This is a genomic window from Actinomadura chokoriensis (assembly GCF_039529475.1).
GTDB lineage: Bacteria > Actinomycetota > Actinomycetes > Streptosporangiales > Streptosporangiaceae > Spirillospora > Spirillospora bangladeshensis.
In genome coordinates this window covers 44,136-64,379 of sequence record NZ_BAAAMW010000022.1, presented here as the reverse complement: position 1 = coordinate 64,379, position 20,244 = coordinate 44,136, and the positions used below count along the sequence as shown (strand labels likewise).

Annotated in this window: 22 protein-coding genes and 3 tRNA genes; 17 read left to right on the top strand and 8 right to left on the bottom strand. The window is 72.7% G+C overall.

The window, feature by feature from the left end:
* Positions 1-3 precede the first annotated feature (3 nt).
* From ABFX46_RS33855 to ABFX46_RS33840, 4 genes are all read left to right on the top strand, one after another.
* Positions 4-642 carry a DUF2461 domain-containing protein gene (locus ABFX46_RS33855; RefSeq protein WP_346047996.1) on the top strand — a complete coding sequence of 213 codons (639 nt, stop codon included), beginning with the start codon at positions 4-6 and terminating at the stop codon, positions 640-642.
* Between the two features lie 102 nt (positions 643-744).
* Positions 745-816 (top strand) — tRNA-Gln (locus tag ABFX46_RS33850).
* A 25-nt stretch (positions 817-841) separates the two neighbouring features.
* Positions 842-914 (top strand) — tRNA-Glu (locus ABFX46_RS33845).
* A gap of 332 nt (positions 915-1,246) precedes the next feature.
* Positions 1,247-1,319, top strand: a tRNA-Glu gene (locus ABFX46_RS33840).
* Positions 1,320-1,358: 39 nt separating this feature from the next.
* On the opposite strand, the gene ABFX46_RS33835 is transcribed toward ABFX46_RS33840, so the two are convergent.
* Positions 1,359-2,174, bottom strand: coding sequence for an SAM-dependent methyltransferase (locus ABFX46_RS33835; RefSeq protein WP_346047995.1), 816 nt, complete (start codon positions 2,172-2,174; stop codon positions 1,359-1,361).
* 112 nt (positions 2,175-2,286) lie between these two features.
* Between ABFX46_RS33835 and ABFX46_RS33830 the strand changes: the two genes are divergently transcribed.
* Positions 2,287-3,309 carry an NAD(P)-dependent alcohol dehydrogenase gene (locus ABFX46_RS33830; protein WP_346047993.1) on the top strand — a complete coding sequence of 341 codons (1,023 nt, stop codon included), beginning with the start codon at positions 2,287-2,289 and terminating at the stop codon, positions 3,307-3,309.
* Positions 3,310-3,346: 37 nt separating this feature from the next.
* On the top strand, positions 3,347-3,997 hold the full coding sequence (locus tag ABFX46_RS33825; protein WP_346047992.1) for a phosphatase PAP2 family protein: 651 nt from the start codon (positions 3,347-3,349) through the stop codon (positions 3,995-3,997).
* On the opposite strand, the gene ABFX46_RS33820 is transcribed toward ABFX46_RS33825, so the two are convergent.
* Positions 3,963-4,793, bottom strand: a complete 831-nt coding sequence (locus tag ABFX46_RS33820; RefSeq protein WP_346047991.1) for a DUF6416 domain-containing protein — start codon at positions 4,791-4,793, stop codon at positions 3,963-3,965. The two genes, ABFX46_RS33825 and ABFX46_RS33820, sit on opposite strands and share 35 nt — an antisense overlap.
* Positions 4,794-4,952: 159 nt before the next feature.
* Between ABFX46_RS33820 and ABFX46_RS33815 the strand changes: the two genes are divergently transcribed.
* Entirely contained in the window at positions 4,953-5,747 is a 795-nt protein-coding gene (locus ABFX46_RS33815; protein ID WP_346048061.1) for an SAM-dependent methyltransferase, read from the top strand.
* 6 nt (positions 5,748-5,753) lie between these two features.
* Here ABFX46_RS33815 and ABFX46_RS33810 read toward each other — a convergent pair whose 3' ends face one another.
* Complete coding sequence (locus tag ABFX46_RS33810; RefSeq protein WP_346047990.1) at positions 5,754-6,383, bottom strand: hypothetical protein; 630 nt, start codon at positions 6,381-6,383, stop codon at positions 5,754-5,756.
* 206 nt (positions 6,384-6,589) lie between these two features.
* Between ABFX46_RS33810 and ABFX46_RS33805 the strand changes: the two genes are divergently transcribed.
* The 9 genes from ABFX46_RS33805 (at position 6,590) to ABFX46_RS33765 (ending at position 14,517) form a co-directional block, all read left to right on the top strand.
* Positions 6,590-7,051: a helix-turn-helix domain-containing protein gene (locus ABFX46_RS33805; protein ID WP_131936993.1), complete on the top strand. Its 462-nt coding sequence runs from the start codon at positions 6,590-6,592 to the stop codon at positions 7,049-7,051.
* A gap of 102 nt (positions 7,052-7,153) precedes the next feature.
* Entirely contained in the window at positions 7,154-7,498 is a 345-nt protein-coding gene (locus tag ABFX46_RS33800; RefSeq protein ID WP_346047989.1) for an NADH-quinone oxidoreductase subunit A, read from the top strand.
* Positions 7,489-8,301 carry a hypothetical protein gene (locus ABFX46_RS33795; RefSeq protein WP_346047988.1) on the top strand — a complete coding sequence of 271 codons (813 nt, stop codon included), beginning with the start codon at positions 7,489-7,491 and terminating at the stop codon, positions 8,299-8,301. The genes ABFX46_RS33800 and ABFX46_RS33795 overlap by 10 nt, the downstream gene beginning before the upstream one ends.
* On the top strand, positions 8,294-9,157 hold the full coding sequence (locus ABFX46_RS33790) for a complex I subunit 1 family protein (protein ID WP_346047987.1): 864 nt from the start codon (positions 8,294-8,296) through the stop codon (positions 9,155-9,157). The genes ABFX46_RS33795 and ABFX46_RS33790 overlap by 8 nt, the downstream gene beginning before the upstream one ends.
* Positions 9,158-9,169: 12 nt before the next feature.
* On the top strand, positions 9,170-9,676 hold the full coding sequence (locus ABFX46_RS33785) for an NADH-quinone oxidoreductase subunit J (protein ID WP_346047986.1): 507 nt from the start codon (positions 9,170-9,172) through the stop codon (positions 9,674-9,676).
* Positions 9,666-9,971 carry an NADH-quinone oxidoreductase subunit NuoK gene (gene nuoK / locus ABFX46_RS33780; RefSeq protein ID WP_346047984.1) on the top strand — a complete coding sequence of 102 codons (306 nt, stop codon included), beginning with the start codon at positions 9,666-9,668 and terminating at the stop codon, positions 9,969-9,971. Before ABFX46_RS33785 ends, nuoK begins: the two co-directional genes overlap by 11 nt.
* Positions 9,972-10,023: 52 nt before the next feature.
* Entirely contained in the window at positions 10,024-11,643 is a 1,620-nt protein-coding gene (locus tag ABFX46_RS33775; protein ID WP_346047983.1) for an NADH-quinone oxidoreductase subunit 5 family protein, read from the top strand.
* Positions 11,644-11,647: 4 nt separating this feature from the next.
* Complete coding sequence (locus tag ABFX46_RS33770; protein ID WP_346047982.1) at positions 11,648-13,129, top strand: complex I subunit 4 family protein; 1,482 nt, start codon at positions 11,648-11,650, stop codon at positions 13,127-13,129.
* Positions 13,130-13,140: 11 nt separating this feature from the next.
* Positions 13,141-14,517 (top strand): NADH-quinone oxidoreductase subunit N, encoded by a 1,377-nt coding sequence (locus tag ABFX46_RS33765; RefSeq protein WP_346047981.1) that lies wholly within the window; start codon positions 13,141-13,143, stop codon positions 14,515-14,517.
* Here the strand turns inward: ABFX46_RS33765 and ABFX46_RS33760 are convergent.
* The 4 genes from ABFX46_RS33760 to ABFX46_RS33745 all read right to left on the bottom strand — a co-directional run bounded on the left by ABFX46_RS33760 (position 14,507) and on the right by ABFX46_RS33745 (position 17,983).
* Entirely contained in the window at positions 14,507-14,908 is a 402-nt protein-coding gene (locus ABFX46_RS33760) for an NUDIX hydrolase (protein WP_346047979.1), read from the bottom strand. The genes ABFX46_RS33765 and ABFX46_RS33760 overlap by 11 nt on opposite strands.
* A 13-nt stretch (positions 14,909-14,921) precedes the next feature.
* Positions 14,922-15,347, bottom strand: coding sequence for an amino acid ABC transporter ATP-binding protein (locus tag ABFX46_RS33755; protein WP_346047978.1), 426 nt, complete (start codon positions 15,345-15,347; stop codon positions 14,922-14,924).
* Positions 15,348-15,425: 78 nt separating this feature from the next.
* Complete coding sequence (locus tag ABFX46_RS33750; protein WP_346047977.1) at positions 15,426-16,577, bottom strand: RNA-guided endonuclease InsQ/TnpB family protein; 1,152 nt, start codon at positions 16,575-16,577, stop codon at positions 15,426-15,428.
* A gap of 581 nt (positions 16,578-17,158) precedes the next feature.
* The gene (locus ABFX46_RS33745) at positions 17,159-17,983 is read right to left on the bottom strand and encodes an SAM hydrolase/SAM-dependent halogenase family protein (protein WP_346047976.1); all 825 of its coding nucleotides are present in this window, start codon (positions 17,981-17,983) and stop codon (positions 17,159-17,161) included.
* Positions 17,984-18,089: 106 nt separating this feature from the next.
* Between ABFX46_RS33745 and ABFX46_RS33740 the strand changes: the two genes are divergently transcribed.
* Entirely contained in the window at positions 18,090-19,004 is a 915-nt protein-coding gene (locus ABFX46_RS33740) for a LysR family transcriptional regulator (RefSeq protein WP_346047975.1), read from the top strand.
* Positions 19,005-19,007: 3 nt separating this feature from the next.
* Here the strand turns inward: ABFX46_RS33740 and ABFX46_RS33735 are convergent, their stop codons facing one another.
* Positions 19,008-20,234, bottom strand: a complete 1,227-nt coding sequence (locus tag ABFX46_RS33735) for an NAD(P)-binding domain-containing protein (RefSeq protein ID WP_346047974.1) — start codon at positions 20,232-20,234, stop codon at positions 19,008-19,010.
* Positions 20,235-20,244: the final 10 nt, after the last annotated feature.

Below are 20,244 nucleotides of genomic sequence, written 5' to 3'. Positions count from 1 at the left end.
GCCGTGGCGTTCGGCGGCTTCACCGGCGAGGCGTTCGCGTTCTACGAGGGCCTGCTGGGCGACAACAGCAAGTCCTACTGGACGTGCCACAAGGAGACCTACGAACGCCATGTACGCGACCCCATGACCGAGCTGTGCGCCGAACTCGAAGACGAGTTCGGCGCGGTCAAGCTGTTCCGCCCGTACCGGGACGTCCGCTTCAGCAAAGACAAGTCGCCCTACAAGACCCATCAGGGCGGCCACACCGGCGAGGGCTTCTACCTCCAGGTCGACGCGGACGGCCTCATGGTCGCGGGCGGCATGTACGCGCCGACCCCCGACCAGCTCCGCCGCTACCGCGAGGCCGCCGGATCCGACGCCCACGGCGGCGAACTCCAGGCCATCGTGGACGACCTCCGCTCCGCGGGCATGGAGATCGCCGGCGACCGGCTCAAGACCCGTCCGCGCGGCACGGCCCCCGACCATCCGCGCCTGGAGCTCCTGCGGCACCGCTCGCTCTACGCCGGCACCGGCTGGCCCGCCGACCCGTGGATGGCGGACCCGGACGAGGTCATCGGCCGCGTGCGGACGTCCTGGCGGCGCCTGCGCCCTCTCGTCGAGTGGGGCCGGGCCCACATCGGCCCGCCCGACTTCACCCGCTGACCCCCGTCCCTGGCAATCGTTTTGGCCGTTGTCCCAAGGTCCTGTATTCTCATCGAGGCGCGAGCGACCGGGTCGGAAACGGCACGGAAGCGCGTACCTCACTGGGGTATGGTGTAATCGGCAGCACGAGTGATTCTGGTTCACTTAGTCTAGGTTCGAGTCCTGGTACCCCAGCTGCGTCCGCAGTACGCGGACACACGCCCCCGTCGTCTAGTGGCCTAGGACGCCGCCCTCTCAAGGCGGTAACGGCGGTTCGAATCCGCTCGGGGGTACGTTGGCGGGTCATCGTGCTCATCGAGCTTCGCTCGGTTTCGCCGAGGCCCGCGGTGTTTCTCCCCGGGGGGACGACCCCCTGGAACCCCCGGCTGTTCGGGCTTCGCCCTCACGGTGGTTGAGCTTCCCCTCACGGGATCTTTTTCTGCGACGTCCGAGTAACGTCCATCGGTATTGACCAAGCGTGATTCTCTTTGCGTCGGCACCCCCGGTGGTGCGCCCGTCCGTGTGATTTTGTGCGGTGGACGGGGTGGGGGAAATGTGGTCGAGGCGGGGGGCGGCGTCCGGTAGGCTGGGCGAGGCCCGGGCGGGAGATCGCATCGGGTGTCCGGCCCCCGTCGTCTAGTGGCCTAGGACGCCGCCCTCTCAAGGCGGTAACGGCGGTTCGAATCCGCTCGGGGGTACCTGTCGAACCGCGGTCCTCATCCGCGGTCTTCTCATGTTCAGGGTTTGCGGCCCACGGCGCCGAAGGCGTCCACCGGCTCGGGGGTGCCGAAGGCGTCCGACTCCGGGCGCCACAGCGGGCAGGAGACCAGGCCCGGCTCGACCAGTTCCAGGCCGTCGAAGAAGCGGCCGATCTCCTCCGGGGAGCGCAGCGTGTACGCGACCGCGCCGCCCTCGTTGTAGTCCTGCTGGGCGTTCTCGGCGGCCTCGCCGGCGACGACGCTGGTGCCGTCGTTCAGCGACAGGTAGCTGCCCGGCGGGAGCGGTTCCAGCAGCGACCGGACGATCGAGCGGGCCTCGTCGCCGTCCGCGACGTGGCCCATGATGCCGCTCAGGATCAGCGCGACGGGACGGCTGAGATCGAGGGTCTTGGCGGCGACGTCCAGGATGTGGCCCGGGTCGTGGAGGTCGGCGTCGACGTAGTCGGTCAGGCCCTGCGGCGTGCCGGTGAGCAGCGCCCGCGCGTGGACGAGCACCAGCGGGTCGTTGTCGACGTAGACGACGCGGGCGTCGGGCGCCACGCGCTGCGCGACCTCGTGGGTGTTGTCGACGGTGGGGAGGCCCGTCCCGACGTCGAGGAACTGGCGGACGCCCGCCTCGCCGGCCAGGTACCGCACGGACCGGGTGAGGAACAGGCGGGACGCGCGCGCCACCTCGATCACGCCGGGGAACGTCTCCCGGAACTGCTCGCCGGCGGCCCGGTCCACGGGGTAGTTGTCCTTGCCGCCCAGCCAGTAGTTCCAGATCCTCGCCGAGTGCGGAACGCTCGTGTCGATCCGGCCCGTCGCCTCGCCGTGCTTCTCTTGATCGCTCATGGACACCGATTCTGACCATCTGTCAGGTCCGCCGGAACCCCTGCGGCCCGAACAGGTCAGCCGTTCCTGGGTAGGGGGCCGTGGACGGACACGCGTCCACGAGGAGCATGCAATGCGGGCTGTGCAGGTGGTCGGGTACGGCGAGGATCTGCGGATGGCGGAAGTGCCGGTCCCGGAGGCGGACGGCCCCCTCGACGTCGTGGTGAGGATCGGCGGTGCGGGGGTGTGCCGGACGGACCTGCACATCCTGGAGGGGCAGTGGGCCGAGAAGTCCAGGGTCGGCCTGCCGTACACGATCGGGCACGAGAACGCCGGGTGGGTGCACGCCGTCGGGCCGGCGGTGACCAACGTCGCCGAGGGCGACAAGGTGATCCTGCATCCGCTGGTCACGTGCGGGCTGTGCCGGGCCTGCCGGTCGGGGGACGACGTGCACTGCGAGAACAGCGCGTTCCCCGGCATCGACTCCGACGGCGGGTACGCGGACTACCTGAAGACGTCCGCGCGGAGCGTGGTGAAGCTGGACGGGTCGCTGGAGCCGGCGGACGTGGCCGCGTTCGCCGACGCGGGCCTCACCGCCTACCACGCGGCGGCGAAGGCGGCGCGGCGGCTGACCCCGCGGGACCGGTGCGTGGTCATCGGGGCCGGGGGCCTCGGGCACATCGGGGTGCAGGTGCTGAAGGCGATCAGCCCGGCGGAGCTGATCGTGGTCGACCGCAAGGCGGAGGCGGTGGAGCTGGCGTCCGAGATCGGCGCCGATCACGGCGTCGTCGCGGACGGGGAGCACGTCGAGCGGGTCCTCGACCTGACGGGCGGCGGCGCGCAGGTCGTCATCGACTTCGTCGGCGAGGGCGGCTCGACCGCGGAAGGGCTGCGGATGCTGCGGGAGGCCGGCGACTATCACGTCGTCGGCTACGGCGAGAACATCGACGTCCCCACGATCGACGTCATCTCCGCGGAGATCAACATCATCGGGAACCTCGTCGGGTCCTACAACGACCTGTGCGACCTGATGGCGCTCGCGGCCCGCGGCGCGGTCACGCTGCACACGCGGACGTACGCGCTGGACGACTACCAGTCCGCGATCGGCGATCTGGACGCCGGACGCGTCCGGGGGCGCGCCATCCTCGTCCCCTGACATGGGCGAAAGGGCACGGGCGGGGACGCCGCCATGCGTGCGGTGGGGTTCCTGGGGCTGGTACGCGCTGCTGTCCGCGGTCATGGTGCTGGTCACGGTCGACGTGCTGCTCGACGGCCCGCTCAGGCGTCTCGACTGGACCGTCCACGAGTTCGTCGACGCCCGTGTGCGGGGCGGGTGGCTGACCGCCGTCACGGTGGTGACCAAGCTCGGCCAGCGCGGCGACCTGGTCGTGGTCATCGGCGTGCTGGCCGTCATCGCCGGGATCCGGGAGCGCTCGCCGCGCCCCGTGCTGATGAGCGCGGTGATCGTGATGGGCCTGTCGCTGCTGCAACTCGGCCTCAAGTCGGCGATCCCGCGGACCTTCCCCTACGGCAACGCCGATGTGCTGTTCACCCACGGGACCGCCTATCCGTCGGGCCACACCCTGAACGCGTTCGTGCTCATCTGGGTCGTCCTCGAACTGCTGGTCGCCGCGTTCCCCGCCGTCAGCCGATGGCTTCCCTCACGACGCCGCCGCGACATCGCCCTGGCGACCGGCTGCGTCGCGGCGGCGGCGCTCACGCTGGCGGACTTCCACTGGCTCACCGACGTGCTGTTCAGCCTCGCACTGGGGCCCGTGCTGCTGTCCGGCCTGATCGCCCTGGCCCCCTTCAACCCCGAGGACGGACGTCCGCGACGGTTCTGAACACCCACTCGTCCCACGCGGTCTCGTCGTCGACGAGGACGAGCGTGGACGACCCGCCGCCCATGTGATGCGGCCCGCTCGGCAGCACCTCGGCGAGCCGCCGCCACACGTCGTGGTCCTCGTGCTTCAGCATCTGGCACGCGTCCGCGACGACGATGCACTGCCGTAGCGAGGCGGGACGGGCACCGAGATGCTCGATGAACCCGGTCCAGCCCTGGGCGGCCGCATAGGGGAGTTGCAGAGCCGCGGTGAACTGCTGGACGGCTTTCAGGGCGGTCGTGCAGGCAGAGCCCAGCACCATCCGCACATCGCCGCCATCGAGGATCGCGTCCAACCGCTGGACGAGAGGCCACACGCCGTCCGCGGGTGAGGTGAAGGCGACCGTCTCGCCCGGCGACTTCGCCACCTGAGCCGCGTTGAGCGCGCTGCCGAAGATGAGGGCAGTGCCGTTCTTGACGGCGTAGGAGGCGCCATCCTCCCCCTCCCACCAGGTGAATGGATAGCGGCGGCCCGCCGCCTTGTTCCCCTCGCTGGCACGGTAGAGGGAGCCCGCCACCACGTTCGCCGACCGTTTGGTCCCGCCGGGATCGAGGCCGAGTTCCCGCACGAGTTCGGTGTGATGGACTTTGCGCGCCCGATGGCGGATGAGGTAGCGGAGAATGTCGCGGCCCCTCTCGTCCAGTGCGTCCCAGTAGAGCAGGGCCCTGTCCTCGTCGCCGGGTTCCCAGGCGGGATCGTCGTGGCCGGAACCGCCGCTGTGCTGATCCCACTCCGGGCTGTCGTCATCGAGGTGCATGGACGGAAACCTCCTCAGGCGTCATCGGCCATGCTCGCGGAATGGCGGGCTCTTGGGGAGGCGAATCAGCCATATGGCCGACATTGCCCGACCTGTCGCGTCCCGTGTGCGGGTTGGGGGATGATGAGCGTGATCATCGCCGTCGGAAGGGAACGCCTCATGCCGGAACCGGAGATCGACACGAGCGTGCCGCATTCGGCCCGTATCTGGGATTACTGGCTCGGCGGCAAGGACAATTACCCCGTGGACCGCGAGGCGGGCGACGCCGTGCTGCGCGTCCTGCCCGTGATCGCCGATTCGGCCAAGCAGGACCGCGCCTTTCTCGGCCGCGCGGTGCGGTTCCTGACGTCCCAGGGGATCCGGCAGTTCCTCGACCTCGGCACGGGGCTGCCCACCGTCGACAACACCCATCAGGTCGCGCAGCGCGAGGCGCCCGAGAGCCGCATCGTGTACGTCGACAACGACCCGCTGGTGCTCGCCCACGCGCGGGCGCTGCTGACGAGCCGTCCCGAGGGGGCGTGCGACTACATCCAGGCCGACATCCGCGACACGAAGACGGTGCTCGCCGAGGCCGCCGCCACCCTCGACTTCGGGCGCCCGGTCGCGCTCATGCTGCTGGGCGTGCTGAACCACATCCTGGACGACGGCGAGGCGCGGCGGCTCGTCGCGGACCTGCTGGGCAGCCTCGCACCGGGCAGCCACCTGGTCATCTCCCACACCTGCGACGCCACGACCGACGAGCTGGACGGCGAGGCGATGCGGCAGGCCGTCCGGGAGGTGATGGACCGGGGAGGGACGCCGATCCGCGCGCGGTCCCCCGAGGAGATCGAGACGCTGTTCGCCGGCACCCGGCTGCTGGAGCCGGGCGTGGTGTCGTGCTCGCGGTGGCGCCCCGACCCGTCCCCCTGGCGGGAGCCGGAGGTCCCGCACTTCAGCGGCGTCGGCGTCCTCTAGCCGGCCTCAGAACAGGACCGGGCCGACGATCGTCGCCAGCGAGGCGGCGAATCCGGCGAGCCCGGCGGTGTCCCAGAGGTCGGCGAGGACGCGGGCACGGGCCCGCCGGTCGCCGGCCTCCGCGGGGGCCTGCCGCAGCCGGTCGGCGGCGGCGATGACCGTCTCCGCGGGCACCGCGAGCAGGTGGGCCTTCACCGCGATCGGCCCGCCGTACTGCTGGGTGTTCCCGCGGATGACGAAGCCGGCCAGTCCCCGCCGCCCGCGCCGGGCTTCGGCGGGGTCGGCGACCCGCACGATGAGATGCGGTTTGCCCGAGCCCCTGACGTTCGTGTCGACGTCCAGTCCCGTCACCTGGGACCAGGGAATGGACAGTTCGACCTGGTGCCAGGTGATTCCGCCGGCATCGAGTGTGAGGCCGCGCTGGGAACGGAGGGCCATCACCAGTCCGCTGCCGAGGAGCAATAGCGTCCCGGCCAGCCAGATCGCCGTTGCGAGGGACACTTCGGTGGTCGGCCCGTGAAAGAACCGGCTGCCGAGGATCACCGTTATGAGAAGCACGTTGAACGCCACACCGTGGTCGCGGTAACGGACGCGCAGGGCCTCACCGCTCGAATCGTCAACGCGCGCGGAATCCACCGGTCATTCTCCTCATCGGTTCGACCTGTGACAAAAGACGATGCACCCTACGAGGCGTAAGGCCCCTTTGACCATCCCTTTCCCGGACGGGGTGGGCCGCCGGAGGCATCCGGGCGCTGCGCGAAGCCGCAGGCCGCGCCACGACGTCCGGAAGGCCGCGTGTCCTTGGCTGACGAGCACACCTGTGGTCAACTAAAATCACTGACATGGGGAGGGGCATGATGCGGGAGCACGCGGAGGGGATCTCGCCGGGGGCGTCGCTGGCCGAGAAGGTCGAGTGGCTGATCCGGAACCTGTGGCCGGCGGACGCGGAGCCGCCGCGCAACAACGTCGAGACGGCGGCGGCCATCGCGCGCGCCACCGGAGAGGACATCTCGTCCACCACCGTGTGGAAGCTGCGCACCGGGCGGCAGGAGAACCCGCAGCTCAAGACGCTGACGGCGCTCGCCACGTTCTTCGGCGTGCCGATCGGCTTCTTCGGGTTCGCCGGCGAGTCCGCGCCCATCGGGGACGACCTGACGATCAAGGCGCTGCAACGGGACGTGGAGCAGGGCGTCATCCGGCCGGAGGTGCTGCGCGCCCTGGTCGACCTGTCGCCGCGGGCCCGCTGGGTCGTCGACGAGATGATCCTCGCCGCCGCCGCGGCCGACAAGGAGCGCCGGCCCTAGCGGGGCACCCAGTGCCGCGGCGGCAGGACCATCGGATGTTTCGACGGTGTCCTGATCAGGTAGGGGCGGACTAGCCGTCCTGCCGCCCCGCCGGGAGCCGCCATGCCGCCGTACGCCGTCGTCCTGTCGGTGCTGGGGCTGGTCGCGGCGCTGATCGCGGCCGTCTACGCGGTGTCGTTCGCGGTCGCGCCGCGGGCGTTCGAGTCCGGGCCGTTCCTGTCGGGGGCCCGCCCGGCCGAGCACGCCCTGTCCCGGTTCCACGTGCGCTGGTACGCGGTGTCGATGGTGTTCCTCGCCTTCGACATGGAGATGGTCTTCATGTATCCGTGGGCGCTCGTCGTGGCGTCGATCGGTGTGAAGGCCGTCGTGGAGATGTTCGCCTTCCTGGTGCTGCTGCTGGTCGGCGTCCTCTACGCGTGGCGGGAGGGGGCGCTGCGGTGGGCCTGAGACGCGACCCGCGCCCGTTCGTCGTGGCGGCCGCGGACGGGACGCGGGAAAGGCTCGCGGTCGAGGCCGAGCTGCGTCGCCGCCGGTGGCGTCCCGCACTGTCGCCCGCCGAGACCGGGATGCTGGTCGTCTGCGGGAACCCCGGGCCGGCGCTGGCGGAGGCCATCGAGACCGTGTGGCGGGACATGCCGGAGCCGCGAGTCCGGGGCCTGGACGGTCCCGTCGGCGGCGGTGAGCGCCCCGCGCTGGAACTCGACGCCGGGATGGCCGACCGGGCCGATGACCGGGACGGTCTGCGGCTGGACGTCCTGCACGTCCCGCTCGGGCCCGTGCTGCCGTACTGGCCCGCCGGGCTGCGCGTCGATCTGACGGTGCAGGGGGACGTCGTCCAGGCCGCGGAGGTCTCCGCCGTCGACCGCGCCGGCGCGACCTTCTGGACGGACGACCGGCGTACGGCGGCCCGGCTCGACAGCCTCTCGCGGTTCCTGCGCGTCGCCGGCTGGGAGAAGGCGGGCGAGCGGGCCGCGGTGCTGCGCGACGAGGCCCTGGACGGCGCGCCGGCGGCGCGGTTCGAGCCGTTCGTCCGGAGGGTCCGCCGGTCGTCCGCGCTGCGCTGGATGACGCGGGGCGTCGGTGACGTGCGGCAGCGGGTCGAGGGCTGGCTCCGGGAGATCGAGGGGGCCGGCGGGAGGCCGAGAGAACCGCTCGGCGTGCTCCCCTCGCTGCTCGAAGGGGCGGGGCTGGCCGAGGCGCGGCTGATCGTGGCGAGCCTCGATCCGGACCTCGGGGCGACCGATGGTTGAGGTCCTCGTCCTCGGCGCGCTGGCGGTCGCGGCGGCGACGCTCAGCGGGGCGCTGGCCGGACGTCCCGCCGCGCCGTTCCAGGAGGCGGTGCGGCTGCTGACCGTGCAGCGGCGGGTGACGGCGACGTCCGACCGGCTGCTGACCGTGATCGGCGTGGTCTCGCTGCCGGTGGCGGCGGCGCTCGCGGCGCTGGTCGTGCCGTTCGGCGGCCGGGCGGCGGTCGGATCGGGCGTCGGCGTCGTCTGGTTCAACGCGATGGAGGTCGTCGCCTGGGCGTCGGTGTGGCTCGCGGGGTGGGGCGTCAACTCCGCGTACGCGCTGGCCGGCGGCTACCGGTTCCTCGCGCAGGGCCTCGCCTACGAACTGCCGCACATGTTCGCGCTCATCACCGCCGCGCTCGCCGCCCACTCCCTGGACCTGCGGGTCATCGCGGCGGCGCAGGACGGGCTGTGGTTCGCGGTCTGGATGCCGGTCGCGTTCGCCGTCTACCTCGTCTCGGCGCTCGCGATGACGTTCTGGGGCCCGTTCGACCATCCGGTGGGCACCGACCTGGCCGGGGGCGCGGTCGCCGAGCTGTCCGGGCCCGACCGGCTCGTCTTCCTGGCCGGACGGTACGGGCTGCTCGCGGTGGCGGCGGCGGTCGCCGTCCCGCTGTTCCTCGGCGGCGGGGCCGGTCCGCTGCTGCCGGGGTGGCTGTGGTCGCTGCTGAAGACGTGCGCCGTCCTGGCCCTGCTCGTGTGGACGCGCGGCCGGATGCCGGTGCTGCGCATGGACCGGTTCATGGCGGCCGCGTGGACGGTGCTGATCCCCGCCGTGCTGCTGCAGATGCTCGTCGTCGGGATCGTCGTCGTCTGAGGGAGGGGAGCCGTGGAGGACGCCGCGTTCTGGGCGCTCGCCATCGCCGCGGTCGGGTCCGGCGCCGCGGTCTTCATCGTGGACTCGATGGCGCGGGCGACGTTCTCGCTGCTCGCGTCCTTCCTGTGCGTCGGGGCGGAGCTGCTGCTCATCGACCTGCACTACCTGGGCGTGCTGGTGATCCTGATGATGATCATGGAGATGCTGGTGATGGCGGTCTTCATGGTCATGTACATGATGAACCCGGCCGGGCTGATGCCGATGTCGATGGTGCACAACCGGCGCGGCGCGCTCGCCATCTCCGGCGCGCTGTTCGCGGCGCTGGCGGCGGGGATCGTCGCGGTCCCGTGGCCGGAGCGCGCCGGACGCCCGCCGCGCGACCCGACGTTCGCGCTCGGCGAGTCGATCATGGGGCCGAAGATGCTGGTCATGATGGTGATCGGGATCGCGATCCTGGCCACCATGATCGCGACCGTGGTGCTGGCCACGCACCGGGGGCGGTACGGCGATGACGCTTGAGACGTTCCTGCTGCTCGGTGCCGCGCTGTTCTGCGTGGGGCTGTTCGGCGCGCTGTCCCAGCAGTCGGTGGTGATGCTGATGATGGGCCTCGAACTCATGATCAACGGAGTGGTGGCCGCGGCGGCCGGGTTCTGGTTCTGGGTGTCGCCCGGCATGCCGGACGGGCAGGTCCTCGTGCTCGTCGCGATCACCGTGATGGCGCTGGAGATGGCGATGGGCTTCGCCGTCGTCACCGCGCTGTTCCGCGCCCGCGACGTGGACATGACCGACGAAGCGGGAGATCTCAAGGGATGAGCGGAGCGGACCGGGGCGTGTGGGGGGCCGTCCCCCCACGAGGAGCGCGCGGATGAGTCTTCGGCTGGGCGGGCTCGCGGTGGACGGGTTGTCCGCCGTGCTGCTCGTGACGCTGGCCGCCGTCCTGGCGGCGGTGCTCGGCTTCGCGGCCGGGGAGCGGTACCGCGCCCGCTTCTACGGGCTGATGCTGCTGTTCGCGGCGGCGATGGCGGTCACGGTCACCGCGACGGACCTGGTCATGCTGCTGATGGGCTGGGAGGTCATGGGCGCGATGTCGTACGCGCTCATCGGCTACGTCTGGTCGGACGCGGAACGGGTCCGATCGGCGGACGTCGCGTTCCTGACGACCCGCGCCGCCGACATGGGCCTCTACGCGGCCGCCGGGTTCGCCCTCGCCGGCGCGCACTCGCTGCGCCTCGACGCGCTGGCGCACGCGGACGCCCCCTGGCGGGACCTGATCGCGGCGGGGATCGTGGTGTCCGCGCTGGGCAAGTCGGCGCAGCTCCCGTTCTCGTTCTGGCTGGCGCGGGCCATGTCGGGTCCGAGCCCGGTGTCGGCGCTGCTGCACTCGGCGACGATGGTCGCCGCCGGCGCGTACCTGCTGATGCGCGTGCATCCGCTGCTGGCCGCGACCGGCTGGGCCGACGCGCTCGTTTCCTGGACGGGCGCGGTCACCGCCCTGGTCATGGGGGCGGTCGCGCTCGCGCAGCACGACCTCAAGCAGCTCCTCGCCGCGTCCACCTGCGCGCAGATCGGCTTCATGGTCCTGGGCGCCGGCGCGGGCTCGGTGGCGGGCGGGACGGCCCAGCTCGTCGCGCACGCGGCGGTGAAGAGCCTGCTGTTCCTGTGCGCGGGCGCCTGGCTGAGCGTCCTCGGAGCCCAGCGGCTGGACGGGCTGCGGGGCGCGGCCCGGCGGCACCGGGTCGCCGGCGCCGCGTTCGGGGTGGGGGCGCTCGCGCTGGCGGGCGTCCCGCCGCTGTCGCTGTGGGTGACGAAGGACGAGGTGCTGGCAGGACGCCCGGCCGCCCTGCTCGCGGTGGGGCTCGCGGCCTCGGTGCTGTCGGCCGCGTATGCGGCGAAGGCGCTGTTCGCGGTGTTCCGTCCCGCCGAGGGAGCGGCCGTGCGGGTGCCCCTCCTCAGGCAGGTTCCGCTGGTCGTGCTGGCGTTCGCGGCGGCCGTGCTCGGCGTGCTGGGCCTTCCCCCGGTGGCCGGAGCCTGGCGCGGGCTGCTCGGGGCGCCGCACGAGGGCGGGCCCGCGGTCTGGCTGACCGTCCTCTCCGGAGCCTTGGCGGTGGTCACGGTCGGCGCTGTCCGGATCGCCCGGCGGGTGCCGTCGCCCGCCTGGGCGGTGGAGTGGCTGTACCTGGAGCGGGCGGCCGACGCGGCGGTGGTGAAGCCGACGCTCGCCGCCGCGCGGGCGCTGGCCCGGTTCGACGACCGGATCGTGGACGGCGCCGTCCGGGACGTCGCGAGAAGCGGCCGGTGGGCGGCGGGCCTGACCGGGCGCCGGATCGAGATCCGCGTGGACGCCCTGGTCGGCGGGGTCGGCCGGGCCGCCCAGGGGCTCGCGGCGCTGGCACGCCGTCCGCAGACCGGGCAGGTCCACATCTATTTCGCCCAGGCCGCCGTCGTGCTCGCGGTGCTCGCCGTCATCGCCGTGCTGGCGGGGTGAGCCGATGCTGACAATCGCGATCTTCCTGCCGCTCGCCGTCGCCGCCGCGCTGCCCGCCGTCCCGCGCCGCGCGGTGCCGTGGACCTGGATCGCCGTCACCCTCGCCGAGGTCGCCCTCGCCGCCTGGATGTGGGCCGCGCACGGGACGGGCGCCGGGATCTCCTACGAGACGAACGCCCGGTGGATCCCGTCGGTCCGGGCCGGTTACCACGTCGGCGTCGACGGCCTGTCGCTGCCGCTCATCACCCTCACCGCCGTGCTGTTCGCCGCCTGTGCCGTGTACTCGCTGAGGCAGACGCACCGGGTGCGGGCGTTCGCGATGCTGTTCCTCTTCCTGGAGACCGTGTGCCTCGGCCTGTTCGCGGCCCTCGACCTCCTCCTGTTCTTCGTGTTCTTCGACCTGTCGATCGTCGGCATGTACTTCGTGATCCTGCTGTGGGGGCACGGCGACCGGTCGCGGTCGGCGCTGACGTTCTTCCTCTACACGTTCCTCGGGTCGCTCGTCCTGCTGCTGGGGTTCATCGGCCTCTACCTGGGCGCCGACCCGCACACGTTCGACATGGTCGACCTGACCCGCGGCCCGCCGCTGCACGGCGGCCTCGCCGGGCTGACGCTCCTCGCCATCGGGATCGGCCTCGGCATCAAGACGCCCGTCGTCCCGTTCCACACCTGGCTGCCGCCCGCGCACACCGACGCGCCCGCCGCCGGGTCGGCGATCCTCGCCGGGGTCATGCTCAAGATGGGCACGTACGGGCTCGTCCGGATCGCCATGCCGATGCTGCCGGACGCCTGGCGCCGCTACGCGCTCGTCTTCCTGGTCGTCGGGCTGGTCGGCGTCCTGTACGGGGCGCTGGTCGCGCTCGCGCAGGACGACGTCAAGCGGCTCGTCGCCTACACCTCCGTGAACCACATGGGCTACATCGTCCTCGCGCTGGGCGCGGCAGGGTACGCGTCCGGCGACGCGGACGCGCGGCGGCTCGCGGTGACCGGCGCGGTGACGCAGATGGTCAGCCACGGGCTCGTCACGGGTGCGCTGTTCCTGCTGTGCGGGGTCCTGCACGACCGTGCCGGGAGCTACGACCTCCGGCGGTTCGGCGGCATCGCGCGCGGCGCGCCCGTGTACGCGGGGCTGATCGCGGTGGCGGCGTTCGCGTCGCTCGGGCTGCCCGGCCTGTCCGGGTTCATCGCCGAGTTCCAGATCTTCGCCGGGACGATCGGGAGCGGCACGGCGGCCGCGGCCGTGACCGGCGCGCTCGCCGTCCTCGGGATCCTGATCACGGCGGCGCTGTTCCTGCGCGTCCTGCACCGGGCCGTGCTCGGCCCGCCCGGCGAGCTGACCGGGCGGGTCACCGACGTGCGGCGGCCCGAACTCGCCGCGCTCGCCCCGCTGCTGCTCCTCTCGCTGCTCATCGGCGTCGCGCCGCGCGGCCTGCTCGACACGATCGAGCCGCTGTCGGCGGCCGTCGTCGCGCTCGTGGGACGGTGACCCGGACGGTGATGAACGAGAACCCCGCCGACCTCGCGCCCGAACTGTGCGTACTGATCGCCGCCGTCCTCGGCCTGGTCAACGGGCTCTTCCTGCCCCGCGAGCGGCAGTGGCGCGTCGCGGTGATCTGCGCGGCCGGGCTCGTCGCCGGGCTGGCCGCCGCCGGCGTCGCCGCGACCCGCGCCGACCTGACGGTGTTCGACTCGTTCGCCGTCGACCCGGTCACGCACGTCACCCGGATCACCGTGCTCGGCGCGACCCTCGGCGTGCTGGTCCTGGCCGCCGGCCGGGTGCGCGGCCATCCCCGGGAGAGCGAGCACTACGTCCTGATCCTGCTGGCGGCGCTCGGCGCGATCGTGCTGGGCGCCGCCTCCGACCTGCTGGTGCTGGTCGCGGCGTACCTGCTGGCGAGCATCCCCGCCTACGCCCTCGCCGGGTTCGGCAAGGACGCGCCCGGTACCGAGGCGGCGCTGAAGTACTACCTGATGAGCGCGCTGCTCGGCGTCTTCATGCTCGCGGGGGTGACGCTGCTGTTCGGGGTGGGGCGCGGCACCGCCTACCCGGTGCTGCGTGCCGGGCTGTCCGGCGCCCCGTCGGCGGCGGTCGCCGTCGGCGTCGTCGCGGTGCTCGCCGGGCTGCTGTTCAAGGCGGGCGCCGTCCCCGGCCATTTCTGGGTACCGGACGTCACCGAGGGCGCCCCGCCCGCCATCGCCGCGTTCGTGACGACCGTCCCGAAGATCGGGGCGTTCGCCGCCCTCTACCGGTTCGCCGCCGAGACGCTCCCGCCGGGCGCCGCCGGATGGCCGGCGCTCGTCGCGGCCGCCGCGGCGGTCACGATGACGCTCGGCAACCTCGCCGCGTTCGGGCAGGACAACGTCCGGCGCCTGCTGGCGTACTCGACCGTCAGCCAGGCGGGCTACCTGCTCGTCCCGGTCGCGATGGCCGGACGCACCGGCCTCGCCGAGCCCGCGCTGCTGTACTACGTCGCCGCCTACGCGGTGACGAACCTGGGCGCGTTCGCGGTCGTCCTCGCCCGCGGGCGCGACGACCTCGCCGGATACGCCGGGCTGATGCGCGGCTCCCCGCTGCTCGGGCTGTCGCTCGTCGTCTGCCTGCTCGGCTTCGTCGGCACCCCGCCGACCGCCGTGTTCGTCGGGAAGGTCCTGATGTTCGGCGCGGCCCTGGACGGCGGCTACGGCTGGCTCGCCGCGGTCGCCGCCGTGAACTCGGTCGCGAGCGTCTTCTACTACCTGCGCTGGATCGTCCCGCTGTTCCGGCGGCCGGACGGTCCGTCCCGCCCGGCCCGGGGCGCCCGCGCGGTGGCCGTCGCCGCCGCGCTGCTCTCGCTGGCGCTCGGGATCGGCAGCGGCCTCGCGCTCACGACGTGAGCAGGCCGTGCTCGCCGGCGAGGTCGAGCGCCGCCCGGGCCGCGGGCGCGAGCAGGTGCCGGTCGCCGCGTCCCACGTAGACGAACGCGTCGACCTCCCCGGCCGCCGTCATCGCGCCGCGGTAGGCGGCGGTGAAGCACGCCATGCGGACGTGGGTGAAGGCGGGCTGGTCATGGGCGGGCGCCCGGACGACGCCCAGCTCCCGGAAGGACGGCCGGTCCAGCTCCAGGTCGAGCTCCTCGCGGACCTCGCGGGACAGGGCCGACCAGTCGTCCTCGCCCGGCTCCCGCTTGCCGCCCGGCAGGTAGAGCAGATCGCGCCCGCGGGAACGGACGGCGAGCATCCGGCCGTCCGACACCTGCACCCACGCCACCACGTCGAGATCTTCCACGGCGATCAGTCTCCTACAGGCGGCGGGACTCCAGGACGCGGCGCAGGAACTCCCGCGTCCGCGGCTCGGCGGGCTCGGTGAAGATCTGCTCGGCGGGCCCGCGCTCCAGCAGGACGCCGTCGTGCAGGAAGCAGACCGTGTCGGCGATGTCGCGCGCGAACCCCATCTCGTGCGTCGCCAGGACCATCGTCATGCCGGAGTCCTTCAGCTCCCGGATGATGTCCATGACCTCGGTGACCAGCTCGGGGTCGAGGGCGGACGTCACCTCGTCCAGCAGGAGCAGGCTCGGCCGCCCCGCCATCGCCCGGACGATCGCCACCCGCTGCTGCTGCCCGCCCGACAGCCGGTCGGGGTACTCGGCGGCCTTGTCGGCGAGCCCGAACCGCTCCAGCAGCTCCCGCGCACCCTCCTCGGCCTCCGCGCCTTGCGCCTGCGGCACTGTCGATCTGGTTGGTCAGCTTCTCGGCCCTGACGGGTCGAGCTCGCAGCTCTGGCTGCCGCACCTGGGTGGTGGGTGTCAGGCCGCGTCGTCGGCAGCGTGACTCACTGCCCAGCCCGCTGCGCCGCGTGCGGCGATGTTGCGGGCTGCGTTGACGTCGGCGTGCTCAGCGAAGCCGCACGACATGCAATGGAAGGAGGCCTGGTCGGGCCGGTTCCTCTTGTTGGTGTGGCCGCACGCCGAGCACCCCTGCGAGGTGTGGCGCGCATCCACGAACACCACCGGAACCCCGGCGCGCTTCGCCTTGTAGGCGATGAACGCGCCGAGCTGGGCGAAACTCCAAGAATGCAGGGTGACCCGCTGGGGCTTGCGTAGCCGGACCCGCGCCCGGATACCGCCCAGATCTTCCAGGGCGATCCCGCGTGCGGTGCGTTGAGCCTCGGTCACGATGCTCTTGGAGATGCGGTGGTTGGTGTCGGCCGCGAAACGCGCTTCTCGGCCTGAGAGGTGACGCAGCAGCCGCTTGGCCGACTTGCTGCCCTTGCGTTGCAGGCGTCGGCGGAGGCGGCGGTTGCGGTGCCGGACCTGGTTGATGCGCTTGCCGGAGTGGAGGGTGCCGTCGGAGGTGGTGGCGATGTTGACGATGCCTACGTCCACCCCGCAGAACCCGTCCGGCACGTACTCGGGCGCTCCGGGTACGTCGCAGGTGGCATGCAGGTAGAAGCACCCGCCCCGCCACACCAGATCCGACTCGCCCCGCCGGTGTGCGGCCAGCATCTTCGCCTGCGAGGGCGAACACGCGAACGGGACGCTCTTGAGCCTGCCGTGCACGGTCCAGATGCTGACGGTGCGGGCGTCGAGTTGCCACGACAAGGACCGGTCGTCGAAGGGCTGGGCGGCGTCCCGACGGAACCGGACCGGCGTGCCCTCCACGGCGGCGCGGCGCCGCGACCCGGGCGGCCCATAGTTGCCGGCCTTGAGGTTCCCGGCCAGCGTGGCGTAGGCACCCGCAACCTTGCGGATGCAGTGGATTGCCGGCTGGGCCGACAGGCCCATCGCCTTCACCTCGCCGTACACCAGGCGTTGCAGCGCGGTCTTGCCCTTGACGCCGGTGACGTGCGCGCGGCGGGAGGCGTAGCAGGCGGCCCGGTTGCATAGTTTCAGCGTCTCCCGCAGCGCCGCCTCGGCGGCGGCGTCGGGGAGCAGCTTTACCTGCACCATCAGCTTCACGTCCCGCATCATAACACTATGCGGTTATCTCATCACTATGAGTTCAGGATCGGTGTGTTAGGTAGCAGCAGAAGTGCCGTGCTTCGGCCTGTACATCCGTCTGGGCTTCGGAGCCCGGGATGGCGGGCATCTTGACCCGGTCAGAATGCCCGGGCCGACGTCCAGCCTCTGGGCAGGGAGGCGATTCCTCTCGGCGATCTTCGCATCCTTCAGCACGGCGTTGCGCGTCGTGTCCGCGTATTTGCCACCCTTCAGGGCGCATCTTGTGACTCGACGCCAGGTCATATCCTCTTTGGTGGAGTCCCGCTCGTTCGCGGCTGCCGAGGCGGCCAGGCTCTCGAAGCCCTGCTCGTTTCTCCGCCGAGCGTCGTCCTTGACCACGGCGCGAATGCGGGCTTGCCGCTCGCGGTCGTCGGCGCCGGGCGCCTTTATGCTGAGCCTGCCCGTGGCGCAGGATGCGAGGGCCTGGAATGCGGTGTCGCCCTCCTACGAGATACAGGTGGTGTGAGCCGAGTGGGGCCAGGCGACCAGGACGACCGGTGGGGGCGGCGGTTCACGGGGCCTCCAGGGATCTTTCTTGGTCAGGTGCGGGGGGCGGCGCGCAGGGTGAGGGTGCGCACGCCCGCGAGTCCGAGGGCGTCGGCGGCCGAGCCCTGGTTGACGGCGAGGCCGAGCCAGCCCGACGAGTCGACCCACAGCAGCGGCTCGCCGAGCGCGACGGCGCCGAAGGTCTCCTCGAAGGTGAGGCGTGCCGAGCCGGGTTCGGGAGCGGTCCAGACGGCGTCCAGCGGGGTGCCCGGCGCCAGTTCGCCGAACGCGGCGGCCAGGTCGGCGGGCTCGGCGCCGAGGACCAGGCTGCCGAAGCGGTCGGTGTAGAGGACGGGGGCGGTCAGCTCGCCCTCACGGGCCACCGGGGCCGGGAGGTCCAGCGGGAGGAGTTCGACGGGCGCGCCGAGGTCGGCGATGTCGACGCCGTTCGCGAGGTGCGCGGCGGCGGGGGAGAAGATGTCGCGGCCGTGGAAGGACGTCGACACCTCCGGCAGCCGGTACGCGGGGTTCTCCAGCGCGTGCGCCCGGACGACGCCGCCGAGCCTCTCGGCGGCCGGGACGAGCAGCCCGTTGTCGGGCCCGACGAGCAGGTCACCGCGCCCGGTCTCGACCGCGACCGGGCGGCGCGGCGTGCCGACGCCGGGGTCGACGATCCCGGTGTGGACGCCGACCGGGAGGTAGGGGAGCGCCTGCCGCAGCAGCATCGCGCCCTCGCGCACGTCGAACGGGGTGATCTCGTCGCTCAGCACGAGCACGTTCGCCGCCGGCGCGACCGTGTACACGACGCCGGCGCAGATGGCCGTGTAGGCGGCGCCGAAATCGGTCGCCAGGCTGACGAACGGGCGGCTCTCGGACATGGGGCGACCTCGGCGTGGACCTGCGGGGATGACGGAGGGTGAGGACAGAAGGGTACCAAGCCGATAGATCACCCCGGCATTCCGGCGCCCCCGTATCCTTCGGGGGATGCGTGCTGAGGCCCTCGATCCGATCCTGCTGCGGACGTTCGTCGCCGTCGCCGAACTCGGCTCGTTCACCGCCGCGGCGGCCGCCGGCGGTTACACGCAGTCGGCGGTCTCCCGGCAGATCGCGGCGCTGGAGGACGTCTGCGGCGTCGAGCTGTTCGCGCGCGGCGCCCGCGGCGTCCGGCCGACCCCGGCGGGGGAGTACCTGCTGCCGCACGCCCGCGCGCTCCTCGACCGGCTCGCCGACACCGCCCGCGCCCTCGACGGGCTGCGCCGCCTCGACACCGGGACGCTGCGGATCGGCGCGTTCCCGACCGCCAACGCCGCGCTCGTGCCGCGCGCCCTCGCCCGCTTCCGGGAGCGGCATCCCGGGGTGCGGGCGGTGCTGCGCGAGGGGACGACGGAGCGGCTGCTGCCGATGCTGGAGGCGGGAGACCTCGACATCGCGCTGGTCAGCACGCACAAGCATCCGTCGATCGACGCCGACCACCTGGTGGCGCTGCTGGACGACGCGCTCCTCGTCGCGCTGCCGGCCGGGCACCGGCTCGCCCGGCGCGACCGCGTCCCGCTGCGCGAGCTGGCGGACGAGCCGTGGATCGTGGCCGACGACCCGGAGGCGGTCGCCGCGCTGCGCGCCCGGTGCGAGGCGGCCGGGTTCGTCCCGCAGACGCCGCTGCGGGTCGCCGAGTGGATCTCCAAGCTGGGCCTGGTCGCGGCGGGGTTCGGGGTGACGCTGGTGCCCGCGCTCGCGGCCTCCGCCCTCGCGCGGGACGGCGTCGTGCTGCGCGCCGTGGCGTCGGGCCGCGGGCCGCGCCGCTCCGTCTACGCGGCGGTGGGGCGGCACGCGCGCAGGTCCCCTGCCGTCACCGCGTTCCTCGCGGACCTGCGCGACGCGGCCGGGGACCTGCGGCCCTAGCGGTCAGGGGACCGCGGCGACGATCTCGACCTCGAGCAGGGCGTCCGGGTGGAAGAGGCGGGGAACCTCCACGGTCGTGCTGGTCGGCGGTGCGCCGGTGAAGTAGCGCGCCCGGACGGCCCCGTACTCGGCGCGCAGGTCGATGTCGGTGAGGAACGAGCGGATACTGACGACGTCGGCGAAGCCCGCCCCGTGCGCGGCGAGGATGCGTTCGAGCAGCGACATGACGACCTCCGACTGGCGGGTCATGTCGCCGGGGGCGTCCACCTTGCCGTTCTCGTCCAGCGCGATCTGCCCTGACACGTACAGCATCGGCCCCTGCGTCACGTACGCGGTGTGGGAGTAGGCGGGGTTCGGCGGTGCGGGGACGGTCGCCGGGTTGCCGAGCGTGACGCGCATGTGTGCGGTTCTCCTGGTGTGGTCTGCGAGTGCGGTGAGGTCGTCGGATGCGAGCCCGGCGGCGAGGGCGCTCTCCGTCCGGGACTGGACGGCCGAGAGGACGCCGGGTCGCCCGGGGCCGCCGAGGGCGAGGGCGAGGTCCTTGGCGGCGAGGGCGAGGGTGAAGCGGGGCGGGCCGGCGCCGTCCAGCAGCCGCCGGGCCTGCGGGCTGATGCGGGACAGGGCGTCCAGGGCGAGGCCGGTGTCGACGCCGAGCCGGTCGGCGAGGGCGAGCGCCTCGCCGAGGACGGCGACGTTGCCGACGAGCACGCTGTTGACCACCACCTTCAGCGCGGCGCCGGAGCCGGGCGGGCCGACGTGCCGGACGGTTCCGAGCGCCTCGAACGCGTCCGCGCAGCGCGCCAGGTCGGCGTCCGCGGCCCCGGCGAGGATCACCAGTTCGCCCGCCTCCGCCTGCGGGACGCTCCCGGAGACGGGCGCGTCGACGTGGCCGACCCCGTCGGGCAGCCGGTCCCGGACGCGGCGGACGGCGTCCGGGCCGATCGTGGACATGTCGGCGATCACGGCGCCGGGCTCCAGCGCCCGGACAGCGCCGTCCCCGCCGAACAGGACGTCCTCGACGGCGTCCGCGTCGGTGAGCATCGTGATCACCAGGTCGCGGCCCGCGGCGGCCTCGGCGGGCGTGGCGTGCACGGCGGCGCCGGCCCCCGCGAGCGGCGCGGTTCTGCCGGGTGTCCGGTTCCATACGGACACGTCGTGACCGGCGTCCAGGAGCCGTCCGGCCATGGGGGAGCCCATGCGCCCCAGTCCGAGAAAAGCGATTCTTGTCATGGTGGAATCG